The sequence below is a fragment of the Pseudomonas trivialis genome (genome assembly GCF_036864995.1).
GTDB classification, from domain to species: domain Bacteria; phylum Pseudomonadota; class Gammaproteobacteria; order Pseudomonadales; family Pseudomonadaceae; genus Aquipseudomonas; species Aquipseudomonas trivialis.
The window spans coordinates 1,876,674-1,894,016 of record NZ_CP142151.1 but is presented as its reverse complement, the minus strand read 5'-3'; the positions used below and the strand labels follow the sequence as shown (position 1 = coordinate 1,894,016).

At 61.7% G+C, this 17,343-nt stretch carries 16 protein-coding genes; 10 read left to right on the top strand and 6 right to left on the bottom strand.

From position 1 onward, the window contains the following. Positions 1-41: 41 nt before the first annotated feature. Entirely contained in the window at positions 42-755 is a 714-nt protein-coding gene (locus VRB54_RS08545; protein ID WP_338480368.1) for a UTRA domain-containing protein, read from the bottom strand. A 346-nt stretch (positions 756-1,101) separates the two neighbouring features. Between VRB54_RS08545 and VRB54_RS08540 the strand changes: the two genes are divergently transcribed. The 8 genes from VRB54_RS08540 (at position 1,102) to VRB54_RS08505 (ending at position 10,802) form a co-directional block, all read left to right on the top strand. Next, complete coding sequence (locus VRB54_RS08540) at positions 1,102-2,178, top strand: ABC transporter substrate-binding protein (RefSeq protein WP_231423255.1); 1,077 nt, start codon at positions 1,102-1,104, stop codon at positions 2,176-2,178. 167 nt (positions 2,179-2,345) lie between these two features. Then, positions 2,346-3,152, top strand: coding sequence for an alkaline phosphatase family protein (locus VRB54_RS08535; protein WP_338480367.1), 807 nt, complete (start codon positions 2,346-2,348; stop codon positions 3,150-3,152). 62 nt (positions 3,153-3,214) lie between these two features. Beyond that, complete coding sequence (locus VRB54_RS08530) at positions 3,215-3,994, top strand: ABC transporter permease (protein WP_338481069.1); 780 nt, start codon at positions 3,215-3,217, stop codon at positions 3,992-3,994. Beyond that, on the top strand, positions 3,981-4,781 hold the full coding sequence (locus VRB54_RS08525) for an ABC transporter permease (protein WP_338480365.1): 801 nt from the start codon (positions 3,981-3,983) through the stop codon (positions 4,779-4,781). Before VRB54_RS08530 ends, VRB54_RS08525 begins: the two co-directional genes overlap by 14 nt. Further along, on the top strand, positions 4,778-5,767 hold the full coding sequence (locus tag VRB54_RS08520) for an ABC transporter ATP-binding protein (RefSeq protein ID WP_338480363.1): 990 nt from the start codon (positions 4,778-4,780) through the stop codon (positions 5,765-5,767). The genes VRB54_RS08525 and VRB54_RS08520 overlap by 4 nt, the downstream gene beginning before the upstream one ends. A gap of 34 nt (positions 5,768-5,801) precedes the next feature. Beyond that, positions 5,802-6,455: an HAD family hydrolase gene (locus VRB54_RS08515; protein WP_338480362.1), complete on the top strand. Its 654-nt coding sequence runs from the start codon at positions 5,802-5,804 to the stop codon at positions 6,453-6,455. A 354-nt stretch (positions 6,456-6,809) separates the two neighbouring features. Then, on the top strand, positions 6,810-8,891 hold the full coding sequence (locus tag VRB54_RS08510) for a carboxy terminal-processing peptidase (RefSeq protein WP_338480361.1): 2,082 nt from the start codon (positions 6,810-6,812) through the stop codon (positions 8,889-8,891). 117 nt (positions 8,892-9,008) lie between these two features. After that, positions 9,009-10,802, top strand: coding sequence for a bifunctional diguanylate cyclase/phosphodiesterase (locus VRB54_RS08505; protein ID WP_338481068.1), 1,794 nt, complete (start codon positions 9,009-9,011; stop codon positions 10,800-10,802). Here VRB54_RS08505 and VRB54_RS08500 read toward each other — a convergent pair. The 4 genes from VRB54_RS08500 to VRB54_RS08485 all read right to left on the bottom strand — a co-directional run bounded on the left by VRB54_RS08500 (position 10,775) and on the right by VRB54_RS08485 (position 13,100). Further along, positions 10,775-11,146, bottom strand: a complete 372-nt coding sequence (locus VRB54_RS08500; RefSeq protein ID WP_209980783.1) for a hypothetical protein — start codon at positions 11,144-11,146, stop codon at positions 10,775-10,777. The two genes, VRB54_RS08505 and VRB54_RS08500, sit on opposite strands and share 28 nt — an antisense overlap. After that, entirely contained in the window at positions 11,143-11,484 is a 342-nt protein-coding gene (locus tag VRB54_RS08495; protein WP_338480360.1) for a helix-turn-helix transcriptional regulator, read from the bottom strand. The genes VRB54_RS08500 and VRB54_RS08495 overlap by 4 nt, the downstream gene beginning before the upstream one ends. 106 nt (positions 11,485-11,590) lie before the next feature. After that, on the bottom strand, positions 11,591-12,049 hold the full coding sequence (locus VRB54_RS08490) for a YkvA family protein (protein WP_338480359.1): 459 nt from the start codon (positions 12,047-12,049) through the stop codon (positions 11,591-11,593). 310 nt (positions 12,050-12,359) lie between these two features. Further along, the gene (locus VRB54_RS08485; protein ID WP_057008231.1) at positions 12,360-13,100 is read right to left on the bottom strand and encodes an FKBP-type peptidyl-prolyl cis-trans isomerase; all 741 of its coding nucleotides are present in this window, start codon (positions 13,098-13,100) and stop codon (positions 12,360-12,362) included. A 257-nt stretch (positions 13,101-13,357) separates the two neighbouring features. On the opposite strand from VRB54_RS08485, the gene VRB54_RS08480 reads away from it, so the two are divergent. Beyond that, positions 13,358-15,166, top strand: coding sequence for a di-heme-cytochrome C peroxidase (locus tag VRB54_RS08480; protein WP_338480357.1), 1,809 nt, complete (start codon positions 13,358-13,360; stop codon positions 15,164-15,166). Next, positions 15,163-16,332 carry a catalase family protein gene (locus tag VRB54_RS08475; RefSeq protein ID WP_338480356.1) on the top strand — a complete coding sequence of 390 codons (1,170 nt, stop codon included), beginning with the start codon at positions 15,163-15,165 and terminating at the stop codon, positions 16,330-16,332. The genes VRB54_RS08480 and VRB54_RS08475 overlap by 4 nt, the downstream gene beginning before the upstream one ends. Here the strand turns inward: VRB54_RS08475 and VRB54_RS08470 are convergent. Continuing rightward, positions 16,324-17,256, bottom strand: coding sequence for a LysR substrate-binding domain-containing protein (locus tag VRB54_RS08470; protein ID WP_338480355.1), 933 nt, complete (start codon positions 17,254-17,256; stop codon positions 16,324-16,326). The two genes, VRB54_RS08475 and VRB54_RS08470, sit on opposite strands and share 9 nt — an antisense overlap. Between the last annotated feature and the right edge of the window lie 87 nt (positions 17,257-17,343).

The window sequence follows — 17,343 nt, the reverse complement described above, 5'->3', positions numbered from 1 at the left end:
TAAACTGTGGGAGGGGCTTGCTCCCTCCCACACAGTGCCTCTCACACCACATCAACCCCAACATGAATCGCATCATGCCGCCAGAACTCCAGATCGCAGTCGATCAACCGCTGGTGCTGATCATAATTGACCCGGGCAATGCGCAAGCCCGGGCCGCCCGCCGACACGCGCAACGCAGCGGCGGCCTCCACTGGCAGTGACGTCGGCACAATTTCAAAGCGCACGCGACCGTAATGCAGGTCGTAAATGCGCGCGTACAACTCGGTCATTGACTGGTTCAGGTCGCACTCAAGAATCCCCGGAAAGTACTGCGGGTTCAGGTAGTGCTCCACGTACAGCACCAGCCGGCCATCGATCCGCCGGCTGCGGCAGATCTGGATCACGCTGGACAACGCCGGCAGTTGCAACCACGCACACACCGCCGCCGACGCCGGTTGCAGGCGTGCAGAAATCACTTCGGTGGAGGCTACCCGGCCCTGGTCGGCCACCATGGCGTGAAAGTGGCTGCGCTGTATCAGGTTGTAGGCCAGTCGTGGCGGCGAGACAAACCAGCCACGGCGCTCCTCGCGGTAGATCTGCCCTTGAGCCTCCAACTGCAGCAAGGCCTCACGCACCGTAATGCGTGTGGTGCCGAACAGCTCGCTGAGCTTGCGCTCGGCCGGCAGTTTGCTCGCCGGCGCCAGCAGGCCATGGGTAATCTGCTCCTGCAGCGCCAGGCCAATGGAAGTTACCGCCTTGATTGCCTCATCCCGCATCAACGTTACCTATCTGGACTAGACCAGCACCATTGGAGGGCACAAAACCCTGCATAACCGCTCCTGTTCCTTGCCATGTCAGCCTAGGCAGTGTAGATGACCGACAGATGACAGCCGCTGCCCGGCCCGCCAGAAAACCTTGCAATACATCGGCCAAGTCCCTGGCCTGCGGGCATTTGGGCATGGTCTACGCTAAGTCAGCGCCAGACGACATTGGCGTTTCAAAAACGACATCGACACGAAACTGTCATCCATCGCGTCTAGATTGGCTCAGGTATTGCTCTGACCTAGACCAACAACACCGCCCGCTACAACGCCGCGTTGAAAACGCCCAAAGGAGCTTCGGATGAAACAGCTTTTCCTGGCATCACTGTTAGGCTCGACCATTGCCCTGTGCACCACCGCCATGGCCGCTGATACCGATTTGAAAACCCTTGAAGCGGCCGCCAGGAGTGAAGGCGCCGTCAACAGCCTCGGCATGCCCGACGATTGGGCCAACTGGGGAGGCATCTGGGCGGACATGACCCGGCTTTACGGCCTCAAGCACATGGACACCGACATGAGCTCGGCCCAGGAAATTGCCAAGTTCAAAGCCGAAAAAGACAACGCCAGCGGGGATATCGGCGACGTGGGCGCAGCCTTCGGCCCACTCGCGGTCAAGCAGGGCGTGACGCAGCCGTACAAACCGTCCAACTGGGCTTCGGTGCCCGATTGGGCGAAAGACAAGGACGGTCACTGGGCCCTGGCCTATACCGGCACCATCGCGTTTGTGGTCAACAAGAAACTGCTGCACGGCTCCGAAGTGCCGACCAGTTGGTCGGACCTGCAAACCGGCAAGTACAAGGTGTCGGTGGGTGACGTGAGCACCGCGGCCCAGGCCTCCAACGCGGTACTCGCCGCTGCCATCGCCAACAAGGGCGATGAAAAGAACATCGCGCCCGGCCTGCTGTTCTTCACCAAGATTGCCCAGCAAGGTCGCCTGTCGCTGTCCAACCCCACCATCGCCACCATGGAAAAGGGCGAAGTCGAAGTGGGCATCGTCTGGGACTTCAACGGCCTGAGCTACAAAGCCAAGATGGCCAACCCGGATGACTATGTGGTGCTGATCCCGTCGGACGGCTCGGTGAAATCCGGCTACACCACCATCATCAACAAATACGCCAAGCACCCCAACGCCGCCAAGCTGACCCGCGAATACGTGTTCAGCGATGCCGGCCAGCTCGCCCTGGCCAAGGGTAATGCGCGTCCGATCCGTGCCGAAACCGACCTGAAACTGCCGGCCGACATCGCCAAGAACCTGATCCCTGCCGAGCAGTACACCAAGGCCAACCCGCAGCCGATCAAGGACGCGGATGCCTGGGAAGCAACCTCCAAGAAGCTGCCGCAGCTGTGGAACGAGCAGGTCATCGTAGAGATGAAGTAAGCCCGAAAACCGGTGTCTGTGGGAGGGGGCTTGCTCCCGATAGCAGCAGGTCAGTCAATGAACCCGTTGAATGACACACCGCTATCGGGAGCAAGCCCCCTCCCACACTGAGTCCGGTCCTACAGCCAGTATCGAGTCAACCCCTCTGTTGCGGAGCGCCAGCCCCCATGAAGCACACTGTCATCCTTGTCGTGCTCGACGGCCTGAACTTCGAGGTTGCGAGGCACGCCATGGGACACTTGCAGGCCTATGTCGGCGCAGGACGCGCAGCCCTCTACACAGTGGAATGTGAACTGCCCGCCCTGTCCCGCCCGCTGTATGAATGCATCCTCACCGGGGTGCCGCCGATCCAGAGCGGCATCGTGCACAACCAGGTCGCGCGCCTGTCCAACCAGCGCAGTATTTTCCACTACGCCACCGACGCCGGCCTGACCACGGCGGCGGCGGCTTATCACTGGATCAGCGAACTGTATAACCGCACGCCCTTCCTCGCCGCTCGCGACCGCCACACAGACGACGAGACATTGGCGATCCAGCACGGGCATTTCTACTGGAATGACCACTACCCCGACTCCCACCTGTTCGCCGACGCCGAGAGCCTGCGCCTCAAGCACGCACCGGACTTTCTGCTGATACACCCGATGAACATCGACGACGCCGGCCACAAGCACGGCCTCGACACCGCGCAATACCGCAACAGCGCGCGCTCGGCCGACATCATCCTGGCCGACTATCTGCAAGGCTGGCTCGACGCGGGCTATCAGGTGCTGGTCACCGCCGATCACGGCATGAACAACGACCGCTCCCACAACGGCCTGCTGCCGGAAGAACGTGAAGTGCCGCTGTTTGTCCTCGGCGACGCCTTCAGCCTCAACCCTGACGCTGCGCCAGCACAAACCGAGCTGTGCGGCACGGTCTGCGAACTGCTCGGCGTGCCCCACGACAAACCTGTCTGCCGGGAGCTGCTCGCGTGAACTCACTGACCCGCGGCAAATGGCTGGCCCTGCTCTGCCTGGCGCCCTTCGCCCTGTTCTTCATGGTGTTCGAAATCGCCCCGCTGGTGTGGGTGCTGATCAACAGCGTGCAAACCGAAGAAGCCGGCTGGAGCCTGGAAAATTTCACCCGTATCTTCAGCTCCAAGTTCTACCTGCAGGCAATCCAGCTCAGCCTGGAAATCAGCTTCTACTCCAGCGTGTTCGGGATCCTCATCGCCACCCTGGGCAGCTACTCGTTGCGCCGGGTGGACTCGCCGCTGCGCAACTTCGTCACCGCCTTCACCAACATGACCAGCAACTTCGCCGGCGTGCCCCTGGCCTTCGCGTTCATCATCCTGCTCGGTTTCAACGGCAGCATCACCATCATGCTCAAGCAGGCCGGGATCATTCAGGACTTCAACCTCTATTCCAAAACCGGCCTGATCATCCTCTACACCTATTTCCAGATTCCATTGGGCGTGCTGCTGCTGTACCCGGCCTTCGATGCATTGCGCGAAGACTGGCGTGAATCGGCCGCGCTGCTGGGGGCCAATGGCTGGCAGTTCTGGCGGCATATCGGCCTGCCGGTGCTCACGCCTGCGCTGCTGGGCACGTTCGTGATCCTGCTGGCCAACGCCCTCGGTGCGTACGCCACGGTCTACGCGCTGACCACCGGCAACTTCAACGTGCTGCCGATTCGCATCGCGGGCCTGGTCTCCGGTGATGTTTCGCTCGACCCGAACATGGCCAGTGCCCTGGCCGTGGTGCTGGTGGCGTTGATGACCGTGGTCACGGTAGTCCATCAACTGCTGCTCAAGAGGAGCTACCATGTCTCGCGCTGAAGCCGGCCCGGCCTCCCTCTACCACCGCGCGGTGGTATACCTGCTGTTTGCGATCCTGGTGCTGCCGCTGATCGGCACCTTTGTCTACTCCATTGCCAGCAGTTGGTCGGCAACCATCCTGCCCGCCGGCTTTACCGTGAAATGGTACGTGCAACTGTGGAGTGACCCGCGCTTTCTGATGGCCTTCGGGCAGTCGCTGCTGGTGTGCGTCGGCGCGCTGGCGCTGTCGGTGGTGCTGATTCTGCCGCTGCTGTTTGTGGTGCACTACCACTTCCCCCGGCTCGATGCGCTGATGAACATTCTGATCCTGCTGCCCTTCGCGGTGCCGCCGGTGGTGTCGTCGGTGGGGTTGTTGCAACTCTATGGCTCCGGGCCGCTGGCGATGGTGGGCACGCCGTGGATTCTGATCGGCTGCTACTTCACCGTGGCGCTGCCATTCATGTACCGCGCGATCACCAATAACCTGCAGGCCATCAACCTGCGCGACCTGATGGACGCCTCGCAACTGCTCGGTGCCAGCACCTGGCAGGCGGCGATCCTGGTGGTGCTGCCCAACCTGCGCAAGGGCCTGATGGTGGCGCTGCTGCTGTCGTTCTCGTTCCTGTTTGGCGAATTCGTGTTCGCCAATATCCTTGTGGGTACTCAATACGAGACCCTGCAGGTGTACCTGAACAACATGCGCAACAGCAGCGGCCACTTCACCAGCGCCATCGTCATTTCCTACTTCTCCTTTGTGCTGGTGCTGACCTGGGCCGCCAATATCTTGAACAAGGACAAAAGCCAATGAGCTTCGTCAGCGTCCAACATCTGCAAAAAGGTTATTCCGGCACGCCAGTGTTCAGCGACATCAGTTGCGAGATCGCCAAGGGTGAATTCGTCACCCTGCTCGGCCCGTCAGGCTGCGGCAAGTCCACCCTGCTGCGCTGCATCGCCGGGCTGACCTCGGTGGACAGTGGGAAAATCCTGCTGGATGGCCAGGACATCGTCCCGCTGAGCCCGCAAAAACGCCACATCGGCATGGTGTTCCAGAGCTACGCGCTGTTCCCCAACATGACCGTGGAACAGAACGTCGCCTTCGGCCTGCGCATGCAGAAGGTCAACGCCGACGACAGCCATCAGCGCGTGCAGGACGTGCTGCAACTGGTAGAGCTGCGCGATTTCGCCGGGCGCTACCCGCACCAGCTGTCCGGCGGCCAGTGTCAGCGCGTCGCGCTGGCCCGCTCCCTGGTCACCCGCCCGCGCCTTTTGCTGCTGGACGAGCCGCTGTCGGCGCTGGATGCGCGGATTCGCAAGCACCTGCGCGAACAGATCCGCCAGATCCAGCGCGAACTCGGGCTGACCACGATTTTCGTGACCCACGACCAGGAGGAAGCGCTGACCATGTCCGACCGCATCTTCCTGATGAACCAGGGCAGGATCGTGCAGAGCGGCGACGCCGAGACCCTCTACACCGCGCCGGTGGATGCCTTTGCCGCCGGCTTCATCGGCAACTACAACCTGCTTGACGCCGGCAAAGCCAGCCAGCTGTTGCAGCGACCGGTCCACGGCCGAATCGCGATCCGCCCCGAGGCCATCGAACTGAGCCGCAACGGCGAACTCGACGCGCTGGTGCGCAGCCACAGCCTGCTGGGCAACGTGATCCGTTACCGCATCGAAGCCCGAGGCGTGGAGCTGGTGGTGGACGTGCTCAACCGCTCGGCGCAAGACCTGTACCCGGACGGCCAGCGCCTGGCACTTTCCATCGACCCAACCGCACTGTGTGAAGTAGCCTGACCGGCACTGACTGACGAAAGAGAGAGCATCACGGATGGCATTGGTAATTTTTGATCTGGACGACACCCTGATCCACGGTGACTGCGCCACCCTGTGGAGCGAGCAGATGGGCCGCCTGGGCTGGGTCGACCCCGAGTCGTTCATGCGCCGCAACACCGAGCTGATGGACGCCTACAGCCGAGGCGAGTTACGCATGGAGGACTTCATGGACTTCAGCCTGGAGCCGATGATCGGGCGTACGCCGGCAGAAATCGAACACCTGGTCGAACCCTGGGTCGAGGATGTGATCGAGCCGTTGATCTACAGCGACGCGACCAAAACCATCGCCCGCCACCGTGCGAACGGCGACCGCATCCTAGTGATTTCCGCATCGGGCACGCACCTGGTCACGCCGATTGCGGCGCGTATCGGCATTGATGAAGTGCTGGGGATTGACCTGGACGTGAGCCATGGCGTGTACAGCGGTCAGACCGTGGGGGTGCTGACCTACCGCGAAGGCAAGATCACGCGTTTGCTGGAGTGGCTCGAACAGACAGGTGAAACGCTGGAGGGCGCGTACTTCTATTCGGACTCGCGCAATGACCTGCCGCTGCTGCTGAAGGTCGATCACCCGCAAGTGGTGAACCCTGATCCGGTATTGCGTGCCCACGCCGAACAGGCCGGCTGGCCGATCCATCACTGGGTCTGACATTGATTAACTGTGGGAGGGGCTTGTTCCCGATTGCGGCGCGTCAGTGAAGATTTTTTCATCTGATACACCGCAATCGGGAGCAAGCCCCCTCCCACAGTGACGGCATTTCAATCCGGTAACAGGTCAGGCTTTAGTCGATCGGGCCTACACAGGGTGTAGGAGCGGGTCGTTCCAGGCCACCACATCACCGTCAACGCCTTGCAATGCTCTCACAGTGCCTCCATAGTGAGTCCGGACTGAGCCCGTAGCAGTAGCGCCGGGCTTTTTGCATTATGCGACCGGACCATATGGAACCGGCTCCCTCAAAGACGGCCTAATATGCGTTATCAATTGCCCCCGCGTCGAATCAGCATGAAGCATCTGTTCCCCAGCACCGCCCTCGCTTTTTTCATTGGTCTCGGCTTCGCGTCGATGTCGACCAATACGTTCGCAGCCAACAGCTGGGACAACCTTCAGCCTGATCGCGATGAGGTGATTGCCAGCCTTAACGTCGTCGAGTTGCTCAAGCGTCATCACTACAGCAAGCCGCCGCTGGACGACGCGCGCTCGGTGATCATCTACGACAGCTATCTCAAGCTGCTGGACCCGTCGCGCAGCTACTTCCTGGCCAGCGATATCGCTGAGTTCGACAAATGGAAGACGCAGTTCGACGACTTCCTCAAAAGCGGCGACCTGCAGCCCGGCTTCACCATTTACAAGCGCTACCTGGACCGCGTCAAAGCGCGTCTGGACTTCGCCCTCGGTGAGCTGAACAAAGGCGTCGACAAGCTCGACTTCACCCAGAAGGAAACCCTTCTGGTGGACCGCAAGGACGCCCCCTGGCTGACCAGCACCGCCGCCCTCGACGACCTGTGGCGCAAACGCGTCAAGGACGAAGTGCTGCGCCTGAAGATCGCCGGCAAAGAGCCCAAGGCCATTCAAGAGCTGCTGACCAAGCGCTACAAGAATCAGCTGGCACGTCTGGACCAGACCCGTGCCGAAGATATCTTCCAGGCTTACATCAACACCTTCGCAATGTCCTACGATCCGCACACCAATTACCTGTCGCCGGATAACGCGGAAAATTTCGATATCAACATGAGTCTGTCGTTGGAAGGCATCGGTGCCGTCCTGCAAAGCGACAACGACCAGGTCAAGATCGTGCGTCTGGTGCCAGCGGGCCCGGCGGACAAGACCAAGCAGGTAGCCCCTGCGGACAAGATCATCGGCGTGGCCCAGGCTGATAAAGAGATGGTCGACGTGGTGGGCTGGCGCCTGGACGAAGTGGTCAAGCTGATCCGTGGTCCCAAAGGCAGCGTAGTGCGCCTGGAAGTGATTCCGCACACCAACGCACCGAACGACCAGACCAGCAAGATCGTGTCCATCACCCGTGAAGCGGTGAAGCTCGAAGACCAGGTCGTGCAGAAGAAAGTCCTCAACCTCAAGCAGGATGGCAAGGACTACAAGCTGGGCGTGATTGAAATCCCGGCCTTCTACCTCGACTTCAAGGCGTTCCGTGCCGGTGACCCGGACTACAAGTCCACCACCCGTGACGTGAAGAAAATCCTCACCGAACTGCAGAAAGAAAAAGTCGACGGCGTGGTCATCGACCTGCGCAACAACGGCGGCGGCTCCCTGCAGGAAGCCACCGAGCTGACCAGCCTGTTCATCGACAAGGGCCCGACCGTGCTGGTGCGCAATGCCGATGGCCGTGTCGACGTACTGGAAGACGAGAACCCGGGCGCCTTCTACAAAGGCCCTATGGCGTTGCTGGTCAATCGCCTTTCGGCCTCGGCCTCGGAGATTTTCGCTGGCGCCATGCAGGACTACCACCGTGCGTTGATCGTCGGCGGCCAGACCTTCGGCAAAGGCACCGTGCAGACCATCCAGCCGCTCAACCATGGCGAGCTGAAGCTGACCCTTGCCAAGTTCTACCGGGTTTCCGGGCAGAGCACCCAGCATCAGGGCGTACTGCCGGACATCGATTTCCCGTCGATCATCGACACCAAGGAAATCGGCGAAAGCGCCCTGCCCGAAGCCATGCCGTGGGACACCATCCGTCCTGCGATCAAGCCGGCGTCGGATCCGTTCAAACCGTTTCTGGCGCAGTTGAAGGCTGACCACGACACCCGCTCCGCCAAGGATGCCGAGTTCGTGTTCATCCGCGACAAGCTGGCCCTGGCCAAGAAGCTGATGGAAGAGAAAACCGTCAGCCTCAACGAAGTGGACCGTCGCAAGCAGCACGCCGACATCGAGAGCCAGCAACTGGCCCTGGAAAACGTGCGCCGCAAGGCCAAGGGCGAAGACCCGCTCAAGGAACTGAAAAAAGAAGACGAAGACGCGTTGCCAACCGAGGCGGAAAAAACCAAGCCGGAAGACGACGCTTACCTGGCCGAGACAGGCCGGATCCTGCTGGACTACCTGAAGATCAGCAAACAGGTGGCCAAGCAGTAAAGGATGGCGATTTAAGATGATCGCTCCTCGGAGTGTCATCATATAGACATCATTCTGTCGTGAAATGAAGGACTGCATGCTCACCGCATGCGGTCCTTTTTTTCGACCGAGATCGCCATGACCATGACCGAACAGCTGAATGCACTGGGCGCTATCCTGGCTCAAGGCAGTTTGCACAGCTTGTTCCAACCGATTGTCTGCCTCTCCGAACGACGCATCCTCGGCTATGAAGCCTTGAGCCGTGGCCCGTCCAACAGCACGCTGCACTCCCCCGTCGCCCTCTTCGCCGTGGCCGGCCAGGCCGGGCGCCTCAGTGAACTGGAAATGGCCTGCCGATCAAGTGCCTGTCGGCGCTTCAGCGAGCAGAAGCTGCCGGGCAAGCTGTTCCTGAATATCTCACCGCACTCGCTGATGGAGACGGCCCACCAGCCTGGGCGCACCCTGCAACTGTTGCGCGAATTCGGTATCCCGCCGAGCCAAGTGGTGATCGAACTCACCGAGCAGACGCCCACCGACGATTTCGACCTGCTGCAGAAGGCGCTGCATCATTATCGCGACATGGGCTTTGCCATTGCGCTTGACGATCTCGGCGCCGGCTATTCCAGCCTGCGCCTGTGGTCGGAACTGCGCCCGGACTACGTGAAGATCGACCGGCACTTTATCGATGGCATTCATCAGGATGCGCTCAAGCGTGAGTTTGTCGGATCGATATTGCAGATCGCCAGGGCGTCCCGCGCCCAGGTGATTGCCGAGGGCATTGAACTGCCGGAAGAATTGGCGGTGCTGACGGAAATGGGCGTCGACCTGGTCCAGGGCTACTTGCTCTGCAGGCCGCAGGAACATCCGCCGCAGGAAGCGCGCCTGATGCTGCCCAAGCCGGACACCGCCAACGTCGCCCTCAGTGAGGAAGCCGGTGACCTTGGCGCATTGCTCAACGAGCAGCCGGCCGTGCATCAGGACACCGCGACCGCAAAGGTGCTCGAGGCCTTTCGCCGCCAGGCCAATCTTAATTCCCTGGCCGTGCTCAATGGGCTGGGTCAGCCGATTGGCATCGTGCACCGGCATTCGTTGTCGGACGCGCTGCTCAAGCCGTTTGCCACCGATCTGTTCGCGCGCAAGCCGATCAGCCGGCTGATGAGCGCAGACTTTCTCGCGGTGGAACTGAGCCAGTCCTTGCAGCAGGTCAGCCGCTTGCTTACCAGCCGCGCGCGGCAACGCATCGAAGAAGATTTCATCATCACCCTGAACGGCGACTACCTGGGCCTGGGTCGGGTGATCGATGTGCTCAAGCTGATCACCGAGTTGAAAATCCAGCAGGCGCGCCATGCCAACCCGCTGACCCTGCTACCCGGCAACGTGCCGATCCAGCAATGCCTGACGCGCTTGCTGCATCAGCAGCGTGAGTCGGTGATCTGCTACGTGGATATCGACAGCTTCAAGCCGTTCAACGATATCTACGGTTATGGACGCGGGGATGAAGTGTTGTTGTGCCTGGCGCAATGCCTCAACGACCGGGTCGACCCCAGCCGCGATTTTGTCGGGCATATTGGCGGCGATGATTTTTTGCTGGTGCTGGGCCCGCAGGACTGGCGCAAGCGGCTCAATCAACTGCTGGATGACTTCCACACCCAATGCCGGCGCTTTTACCGCGCCGAACACCTCGATGCGGGCTGCTTCGTGGCCCTCAACCGCCAGGGCGTGCGGCAGGAATTTGCGCTGTTGTCGCTGTCCATCGGCGTGGTGCACTTATACCCACAGGCCTGTGCGCAACTGGATGCAAGCCGGTTGGCCGAACTGGCGTCCCAGGTCAAGCACCACGCCAAGGACGTGGCGGGCTATAGCATTCATGTGATCAACAGCCTGGACGCGCTGGTACAGACGCCTCAGGCCTCGGCGGATTCCGGGTATTGATATTCGAACACCCGCACCACTTCCGACGCATGCCAGGAGGCAGCCGCCACGCCATCGGAGGGCCCGCTGAAACGCCCGAGGCGCTCGGCACACTCGAAGAACCCGGTGCGCGGCAGACGGCTGGCGCCCTGGCTGATCACCAGGGAACTGCGCAATGGCTGATCGGCCTTGGCATCCAGGGCAGCCAGATGCTCAAGGGCGGCGGCCAGGGTCTGCATGGCTGGCGAAGGAAATTGCAGACGCTCGAGCAGCGCACGGTAGGTCAGCAGGTGACGCTGGCGGCGCGCCTGGTCGAGTTCGTTGAGTAACCCGTCCCAGTGTTGACGGCTGATACGCAGGCTCACGATTCATCTCTCCAGCCGGCAACGCCCAATTCCCAGGCAAGACTGCGGCGGATCGCGGCATCGGGCTGGCGCTCGCCACTTTCGATCAAACCGAGGTATGACGGGCTGATGCCCACGGTGCGCGCCAGGGTTTCAATGGCCAGGCCCTTGGCTTCGCGCAGACCGCGCAGGTCGGCAAGCGGGCGCAGGTCTTCTGCGGGAGCGGCTTGGGGATTGGACGAAACTGGCGCTGGCGTGGGTTGCTGCACACCGGCAGCAGTTAACAGCGCCTGGTACTGGTCCCAAGGCAAGACCGCATATTCGGGCTCGCCATTGCGTGAAATTATCTGAATATCCATGACTGCCCCGTAGGATAACAACACTTACCAGGTAAGCACTTTCCTTAAGTACCTTCCCGGGGAGTGTAATCCTAACAGCCGTAAAGGTCGCCGGGGGATCACCGCCTCAGGCGTTTTTTTGCGGCTGTTCCCCGGCCAGCAACGCAGCGCTCGCCGGAAGCCGCTCAACCACCGCAAGCTTTTCCGGACGCTGGGCGTCACGCCACGCGCGAAAGGCGCTCAGCTCGCCGTCCAGGGTCTTCATGACCCACGCCAGCACGGCAATGTCATCGAGCATGCCGAACATCGGGATAAAATCCGGGATTGCATCAATCGGGCTGAGGAAGTACATCAGCCCCGCCACCACCGAGATCAAGGCCTTGGGGCTGATTGCACGGTACTCGCCGCGCCAGTACGCCAGACACAGACCCTGCAGCAGCTTCAGGTCATCCTTGAGTTTGCCCAGGCGATTGCCCTGGCTCGATCCTTTGGCGGCGACGGCAAACAACAGGGTGGGCAGACGGCCACGGCCCAGCAGCCGCGCGGCGATGGGCAGGAAGCGGGTGAAGTTGAACGGTGGTCTCATGTGTCACTCCAGTTCCATGCGAATGAAAGGTTATCCACACAAATTGTGGATAACCTTGTGAACAGAGCCTTTTTTCGCAGCTCAAAGCCACGCCCGGCAAGGCTTGCAGTCAGATCGGGCGTTTTTTGCGCACATAAAAAACCCCAAGATTTCATTGACTTGGTAGTGATGTGCCGTTACCCCTGCTCGGGTCTTACGTGTGACTGTGCGCCAGGGCCCGGGTTCGATCGGATTTACAGCCACATCATTTTCCAATCGACAGAAACAACAACGCCCCGTCGAAACGGGGCGTTGTGTGTTCAGACGCCGATTACTTCTTGGCGGCAGGTGCAGCAGGTGCGGCAGGCGCTTCAGCCTTGGCCGGGTCCTTGATACCCAGCAGCTCAAGGTCGAATACCAGCACCGAGTTGGCCGGGATGGCCGGGCTCGGGCTCTGGGCGCCGTAGGCCAGGTCGGACGGGATGTACAACTCGACCTTCTCGCCAACGTGCATCAGTTGCAGGCCTTCGACCCAACCCGGGATCACGCCGCTGACCGGCAGGTCAATCGGGCTGCCGCGATCCACGGAGCTGTCAAAGGTGGTGCCGTTGGTGAGCTTGCCGGTGTAGTGCACAGTCACCACGTCGGTCGGCTTGGGCTGAGGGCCGTCGGCCTTCTTCACGATCTTGTACTGCAGACCGGAAGCGGTGGTAACCACGCCGTCTTTCTTGGCGTTTTCTTCGAGGAATTTCTTGCCGGCGGTTGCCGACTCTTCGCTCATCTTGGTCATGCGTTCTTCAGCGCGCTTTTGCAGAGCGGCAAACGCTTCTACCAGTTCGTCGTCCTTCAGCTTCTGTTCTTTCTTGCCGACGGCATCTTCGATGCCCTGGGCTACGGCTTTGGAATCCAGGTCGTCCATGCCTTCCTGGGCGAGACTCTTGCCCATGTTCAGGCCGATGCCGTAGGAAGCTTTCTGCGCCGGGGTTTTCAGCTCTACGCTGGTCTGCGAATCACAACCCGCAAGTACCAGGCCAACCAGGGCCACCGCCGCCGCCAACCGATGCTGTTTCATGCTATTTCCTTGTTCATGCGCCAATAGGGCATTTGAATAAAGTCGCGAGCTTATCAGCCGGCCACGACCAATGGCTACCGGCATGTGAGCGGGAATCGCCTGATAAGTTCACGTGTTTAAAAGCATTTTCATTCATGATGCAGGCCCGCGACGGATCGCGGACCGCCCTCACGCGCATTCATGGCCACTTGCCGCACCTGTGGCGTAGTGGCATAACAGCGCTACCGTTCGACAAGACCGAGACAAGGATAGCCCTCTTGCGCATTTTCTCCCGTGCATTACTTCTGCTTCTTATCGCCCTGGGCCTGCTCCTGGGCGTGGTGCTCTACTACATCGTCAACCCCAGGCTGCCCGATTACGTGCCCGTGGAGCAGGTGCACTACCAGGACCAATGGAGCGCCACCGACCGCCAGACCTACTACTTCACACCCCAGGGCACCCAGGTCAAGGGCCTGCATTACGACTGGTTCACCGCCCTCGAACTGCCGTTCTCCGAACAGCGCTTTGCCGCACCCGAGTACCTGGCACGCTTCGGCTTCCTCGTAGACCCCAAACAAGTGCCCACCGCGCAGAACCCCGGCAACCTGCCGGTCGGTTTCGCCCGGCATAAAAATGCTGACAGCAACGTTGAATACCTGGACATCACCTGCGCCGCCTGCCACACCGGCGAGCTGCATTTCAAAGGCCAGGCCCTGCGTATCGACGGCGGCTCGGCCCAGCACGTGCTGCCCTCCAGCGTACCCACCCTGCGCGGCGGCAGTTTCGGCCAGGCCCTGGTGGCAAGTCTGGCGGCCACCTATTACAACCCGTGGAAATTCGAACGCTTCGCCCGCCAGGTGCTGGGGGATCGTTATGAAGCCGAACACCGCCAACTGCGCGAGGCCTTCAAACAGTCCCTCAACCGGTTTATCAAGGTCGCCTGGAACGACACCCATCGCGGCCTCTACCCCACCCAGGAAGGCCCCGGCCGTACCGACGCGTTCGGCCGCATCGCCAATGCCAGTTTTGGCGATGCGATTTCCCCGGACAACTACCGCATTGCCAATGCGCCCGTGGACTACCCGCAGCTGTGGGATATCTGGACCTTCGACTGGGTGCAATGGAACGGCTCGGCCCAACAACCCATGGCGCGCAATATCGGCGAAGCCCTGGGCGTGGGCGCGACCCTGGATTTTTTTGACAGCGCCGGCCAGCCGCTGCAGGGCCAGGCCCGATACCCGTCCAGCGTACGCGTGCGCGACCTGCACCTGATCGAAGAAACCCTGCAACGCCTCAAGCCGCCCACCTGGCCGCAGGACCTGTTCGGCGCCATCGACAAACCGCTCGCCGCCCAGGGCCGCGCGCTCTTTGCCGAAAACTGCACCGCCTGCCACGTGCCCACCGTTACCCAGGAACCGGGCCGGGCGATGCAGCACCTGCAAATGCTCACCGTCGACTACATCGGCACCGACCCTACCGCCGCCACTAACATCGCCGACCAGCGCTACGACCTCAGCGCGCTGAAATGGGACACCGCAGAACTGGCCGCGCTCAATGTGCAACTGCACCCCAAACCGGGCGAACCGCTGGACCTGAAAAGCATGTCCGTGGCCAAGGGTCTGGCCTACGTCACCGCCTACGTCGAAGACCACGCCTACCGTGCCGCCGGCGTCACCCCGGCCGAGCGCCCGAACCTGGACGGTTTCGATCAACCCATCGGCGTGCGCGAACTGCGTGCCTACAAGGCGCGGCCACTGGCCGGTGTGTGGGCCACCCCGCCGTTCCTGCACAACGGCTCGGTGCCCACGCTCTACCAACTGCTCTCGCCCCAGGACGAGCGCAGCGTCACCTTCTATAAAGGCACCTTCGCCTACGACCCGCGCCATCTCGGGTTTGAAACCGGCGCATTCAAAAATGCCTTCCTGTTCGATACCAAAATCACCGGCAACCACAACAGCGGCCACGAATTTCGTGACGGCAAGCGTGGCGACGGCGTTATCGGCCGTGGCCTGCTGCCGCAGGAACGCTGGGCGCTGCTGGAATACCTGAAAGTGCTGGGCGGCCCGTTGGAGCAACAACTGCCATGATTATCCGATCGCAATACAACGAACGTTCACTGCTCGCCCGCCTCTGGCTGCGCCTGGGCGCCCTGCTCGGCAAAACCCTGCTGTGGCTGGTGGGGCTGGGACTGCTGGGCTGGCTGGCGGCAACCGCCTGGTACGCCTGGCAGCACAGCGGCCCGGTGTCACCGAACGAGCAGATCCCGCCCGGCGAGGCGGCGATGACCCAGGGCATCATTCAGACCGCCGTACGCATCGTCGACCAGCACCGCGAAGGCACACGCTACCTGCGCGATGCCCACGCCAAGGCCCATGGCTGCGTGAAGGCCGAAGTCAGCGTGCTGGCCGACCTTGACCCGGCCTTGCGCCAGGGCGTATTTGCCGAACCCGGCAAAACCTGGCAAGCGACGATGCGCCTGTCCAACGGCAATGCCTACCCGCAGTTCGACAGCATCCGCGACGCCCGGGGCATGGCCCTCAAGTTGCTGGACGTTCCGGGCAAGCAGTTGATGGCCGATCAGCAGACTCGCATGGAGCAGGACTTCGTGATGTTCAGCCATCCGAACTTCTTCGTCAGTGATGTGGCCGAATACGCGCAGAATATCGGCGCCCAGGCGGACGGCAAAAAAATCCAGGCATTCTTCCCCAGCCTCGACCCGCGCAGCTGGCAGGTGCGCCACCTGTTCATCGCGCTGGCGACCCTGGCCCCCGCGCCGGCCAGCCCCACGCAGACCACCTATTTCTCTGTTTCACCGTATAAATTCGGCGCGGCCAACGCCAAATTCCGCGTGGCGCCCGACCCGCAAAGTTGCCCGCAATACACGCTGCCCAAACAGAACGAGGACCTGCCGAACTTCCTGCGCAGCGCCCTCAGCCAGCAGTTGTCCACCGACCGCGTGGCGGCCTGCTTCGTGCTGCAGGTCCAGCGGCAGAACCCGCAAAAATTCATGCCGATCGAGGACACCAGCATCGAGTGGAAGGAAAGCGACGCGCCCTACGAGACCGTGGCCAACGTGCGGATTCCCGCCCAGGATTTCGACACCCCGGCGTTGAATCTGGCGTGCGACAACCAGTCATTCAACCCCTGGTTCGGCGTGGAAGCACACCGCCCCATCGGCGGCATCAACCGCCTGCGCAAAGCCGTGTATGAAGCTATCAGCGATTACCGTCACAGCCGCAACACCTCACCCTGACCCCGGCGCCTGCCGCGCCGTGCGCAGCCACTGCTGAAAACTGCGCGCCGCCGCTGGCGGGTTGCGATGCAGGGGCTGCATCAGGTGCAGGCGCCCCCGGCTGGGCAAGGCGTGGGGCAAAGCCGTTTGCAGGCGGCCGGCGGCAAATTCGCCATCCAGCAGGCTCTTCCAGCCGAGCGCCACGCCGTGCCCCATCACCGCCGACTGCATTACCAACTGATAGCTATTGGTACGCAACCCGTGGCGCGGGGTGAAGTAATCGGCGCCGAGGCCGGCAAACCAGTCGGTCCAGGTCAGCCAGTCGTGGTGATGGTCTTCCACGATCAGCAAGGTGTGGGCGTGCAGCAAATGGTGCAGGTCGCGAATCGGACCGTGGCGCGCAAGGTAAGCACCGCTGCACACGGCGATCACCTCTTCGCTGTCAAACACCGGCGACAGCTCCAGGCCATGGGGCGCCGGCAGCTCGTCGAGGTGGTAGAACAGGCCCAGGTCGTACTCGCTCACATCCAGATGCTGCGGACTCTCGCTGCACAGGATGCGGATCTCCAGGTCCGGGTATTCGCGCTGGAAGTCCGGCAGCAAACCCGCCAGCCAGAGGGAGCTGATGGTGGGCGTGCTGGCCAGCGTCAGCTGGCGGTCGGCGCCGCGACGGCGCAGCTCGGCGGACTCGCGGTCGAGTTCACGCAACAGGCGCTGGACGGTGCGAAAGTAGCGCACCCCGGCGGGCGTCAGGCTCAGGCCCTGGGCCAGCCGGTAAAACAGCGGCCGGGCCAGGTCTTCTTCGAGGCGTTTAACCTGGCGGCTCACCGCGCTCTGGGTCAGGTTCAGCTCATGGGCGGCCTGGGTAAAGCTCAGATGACGCGCAGCCGCTTCGAAGGTCTGCAGACAATTGAGCGGAGGAAGATCGACGTTTCGGCGCGACATGGGCGGGTCCGTAAGCAGATTAAGCGGCAACTACGGGTCCGGGGTTCGCCCCGGCCCGCACTCATCACGCAGGCGTGCATCATGCCA

Excerpts from the sequence above, each read along its gene's own strand:
- VRB54_RS08545 (WP_338480368.1), bottom strand. The coding sequence starts at position 755 with ATGCGGGATGAGGCAATCAAGGCGGTAACTTCCATTGGCCTGGCGCTG.
- VRB54_RS08540 (WP_231423255.1), top strand. The coding sequence starts at position 1,102 with ATGAAACAGCTTTTCCTGGCATCACTGTTAGGCTCGACCATTGCCCTG.
- VRB54_RS08535 (WP_338480367.1), top strand. The coding sequence starts at position 2,346 with ATGAAGCACACTGTCATCCTTGTCGTGCTCGACGGCCTGAACTTCGAG.
- VRB54_RS08530 (WP_338481069.1), top strand. The coding sequence starts at position 3,215 with ATGGTGTTCGAAATCGCCCCGCTGGTGTGGGTGCTGATCAACAGCGTG.
- VRB54_RS08525 (WP_338480365.1), top strand. The coding sequence starts at position 3,981 with ATGTCTCGCGCTGAAGCCGGCCCGGCCTCCCTCTACCACCGCGCGGTG.
- VRB54_RS08520 (WP_338480363.1), top strand. The coding sequence starts at position 4,778 with ATGAGCTTCGTCAGCGTCCAACATCTGCAAAAAGGTTATTCCGGCACG.
- VRB54_RS08515 (WP_338480362.1), top strand. The coding sequence starts at position 5,802 with ATGGCATTGGTAATTTTTGATCTGGACGACACCCTGATCCACGGTGAC.
- VRB54_RS08510 (WP_338480361.1), top strand. The coding sequence starts at position 6,810 with ATGAAGCATCTGTTCCCCAGCACCGCCCTCGCTTTTTTCATTGGTCTC.
- VRB54_RS08505 (WP_338481068.1), top strand. The coding sequence starts at position 9,009 with ATGACCATGACCGAACAGCTGAATGCACTGGGCGCTATCCTGGCTCAA.
- VRB54_RS08495 (WP_338480360.1), bottom strand. The coding sequence starts at position 11,484 with ATGGATATTCAGATAATTTCACGCAATGGCGAGCCCGAATATGCGGTC.
- VRB54_RS08490 (WP_338480359.1), bottom strand. The coding sequence starts at position 12,049 with ATGAGACCACCGTTCAACTTCACCCGCTTCCTGCCCATCGCCGCGCGG.
- VRB54_RS08485 (WP_057008231.1), bottom strand. The coding sequence starts at position 13,100 with ATGAAACAGCATCGGTTGGCGGCGGCGGTGGCCCTGGTTGGCCTGGTA.
- VRB54_RS08475 (WP_338480356.1), top strand. The coding sequence starts at position 15,163 with ATGATTATCCGATCGCAATACAACGAACGTTCACTGCTCGCCCGCCTC.
- VRB54_RS08470 (WP_338480355.1), bottom strand. The coding sequence starts at position 17,256 with ATGTCGCGCCGAAACGTCGATCTTCCTCCGCTCAATTGTCTGCAGACC.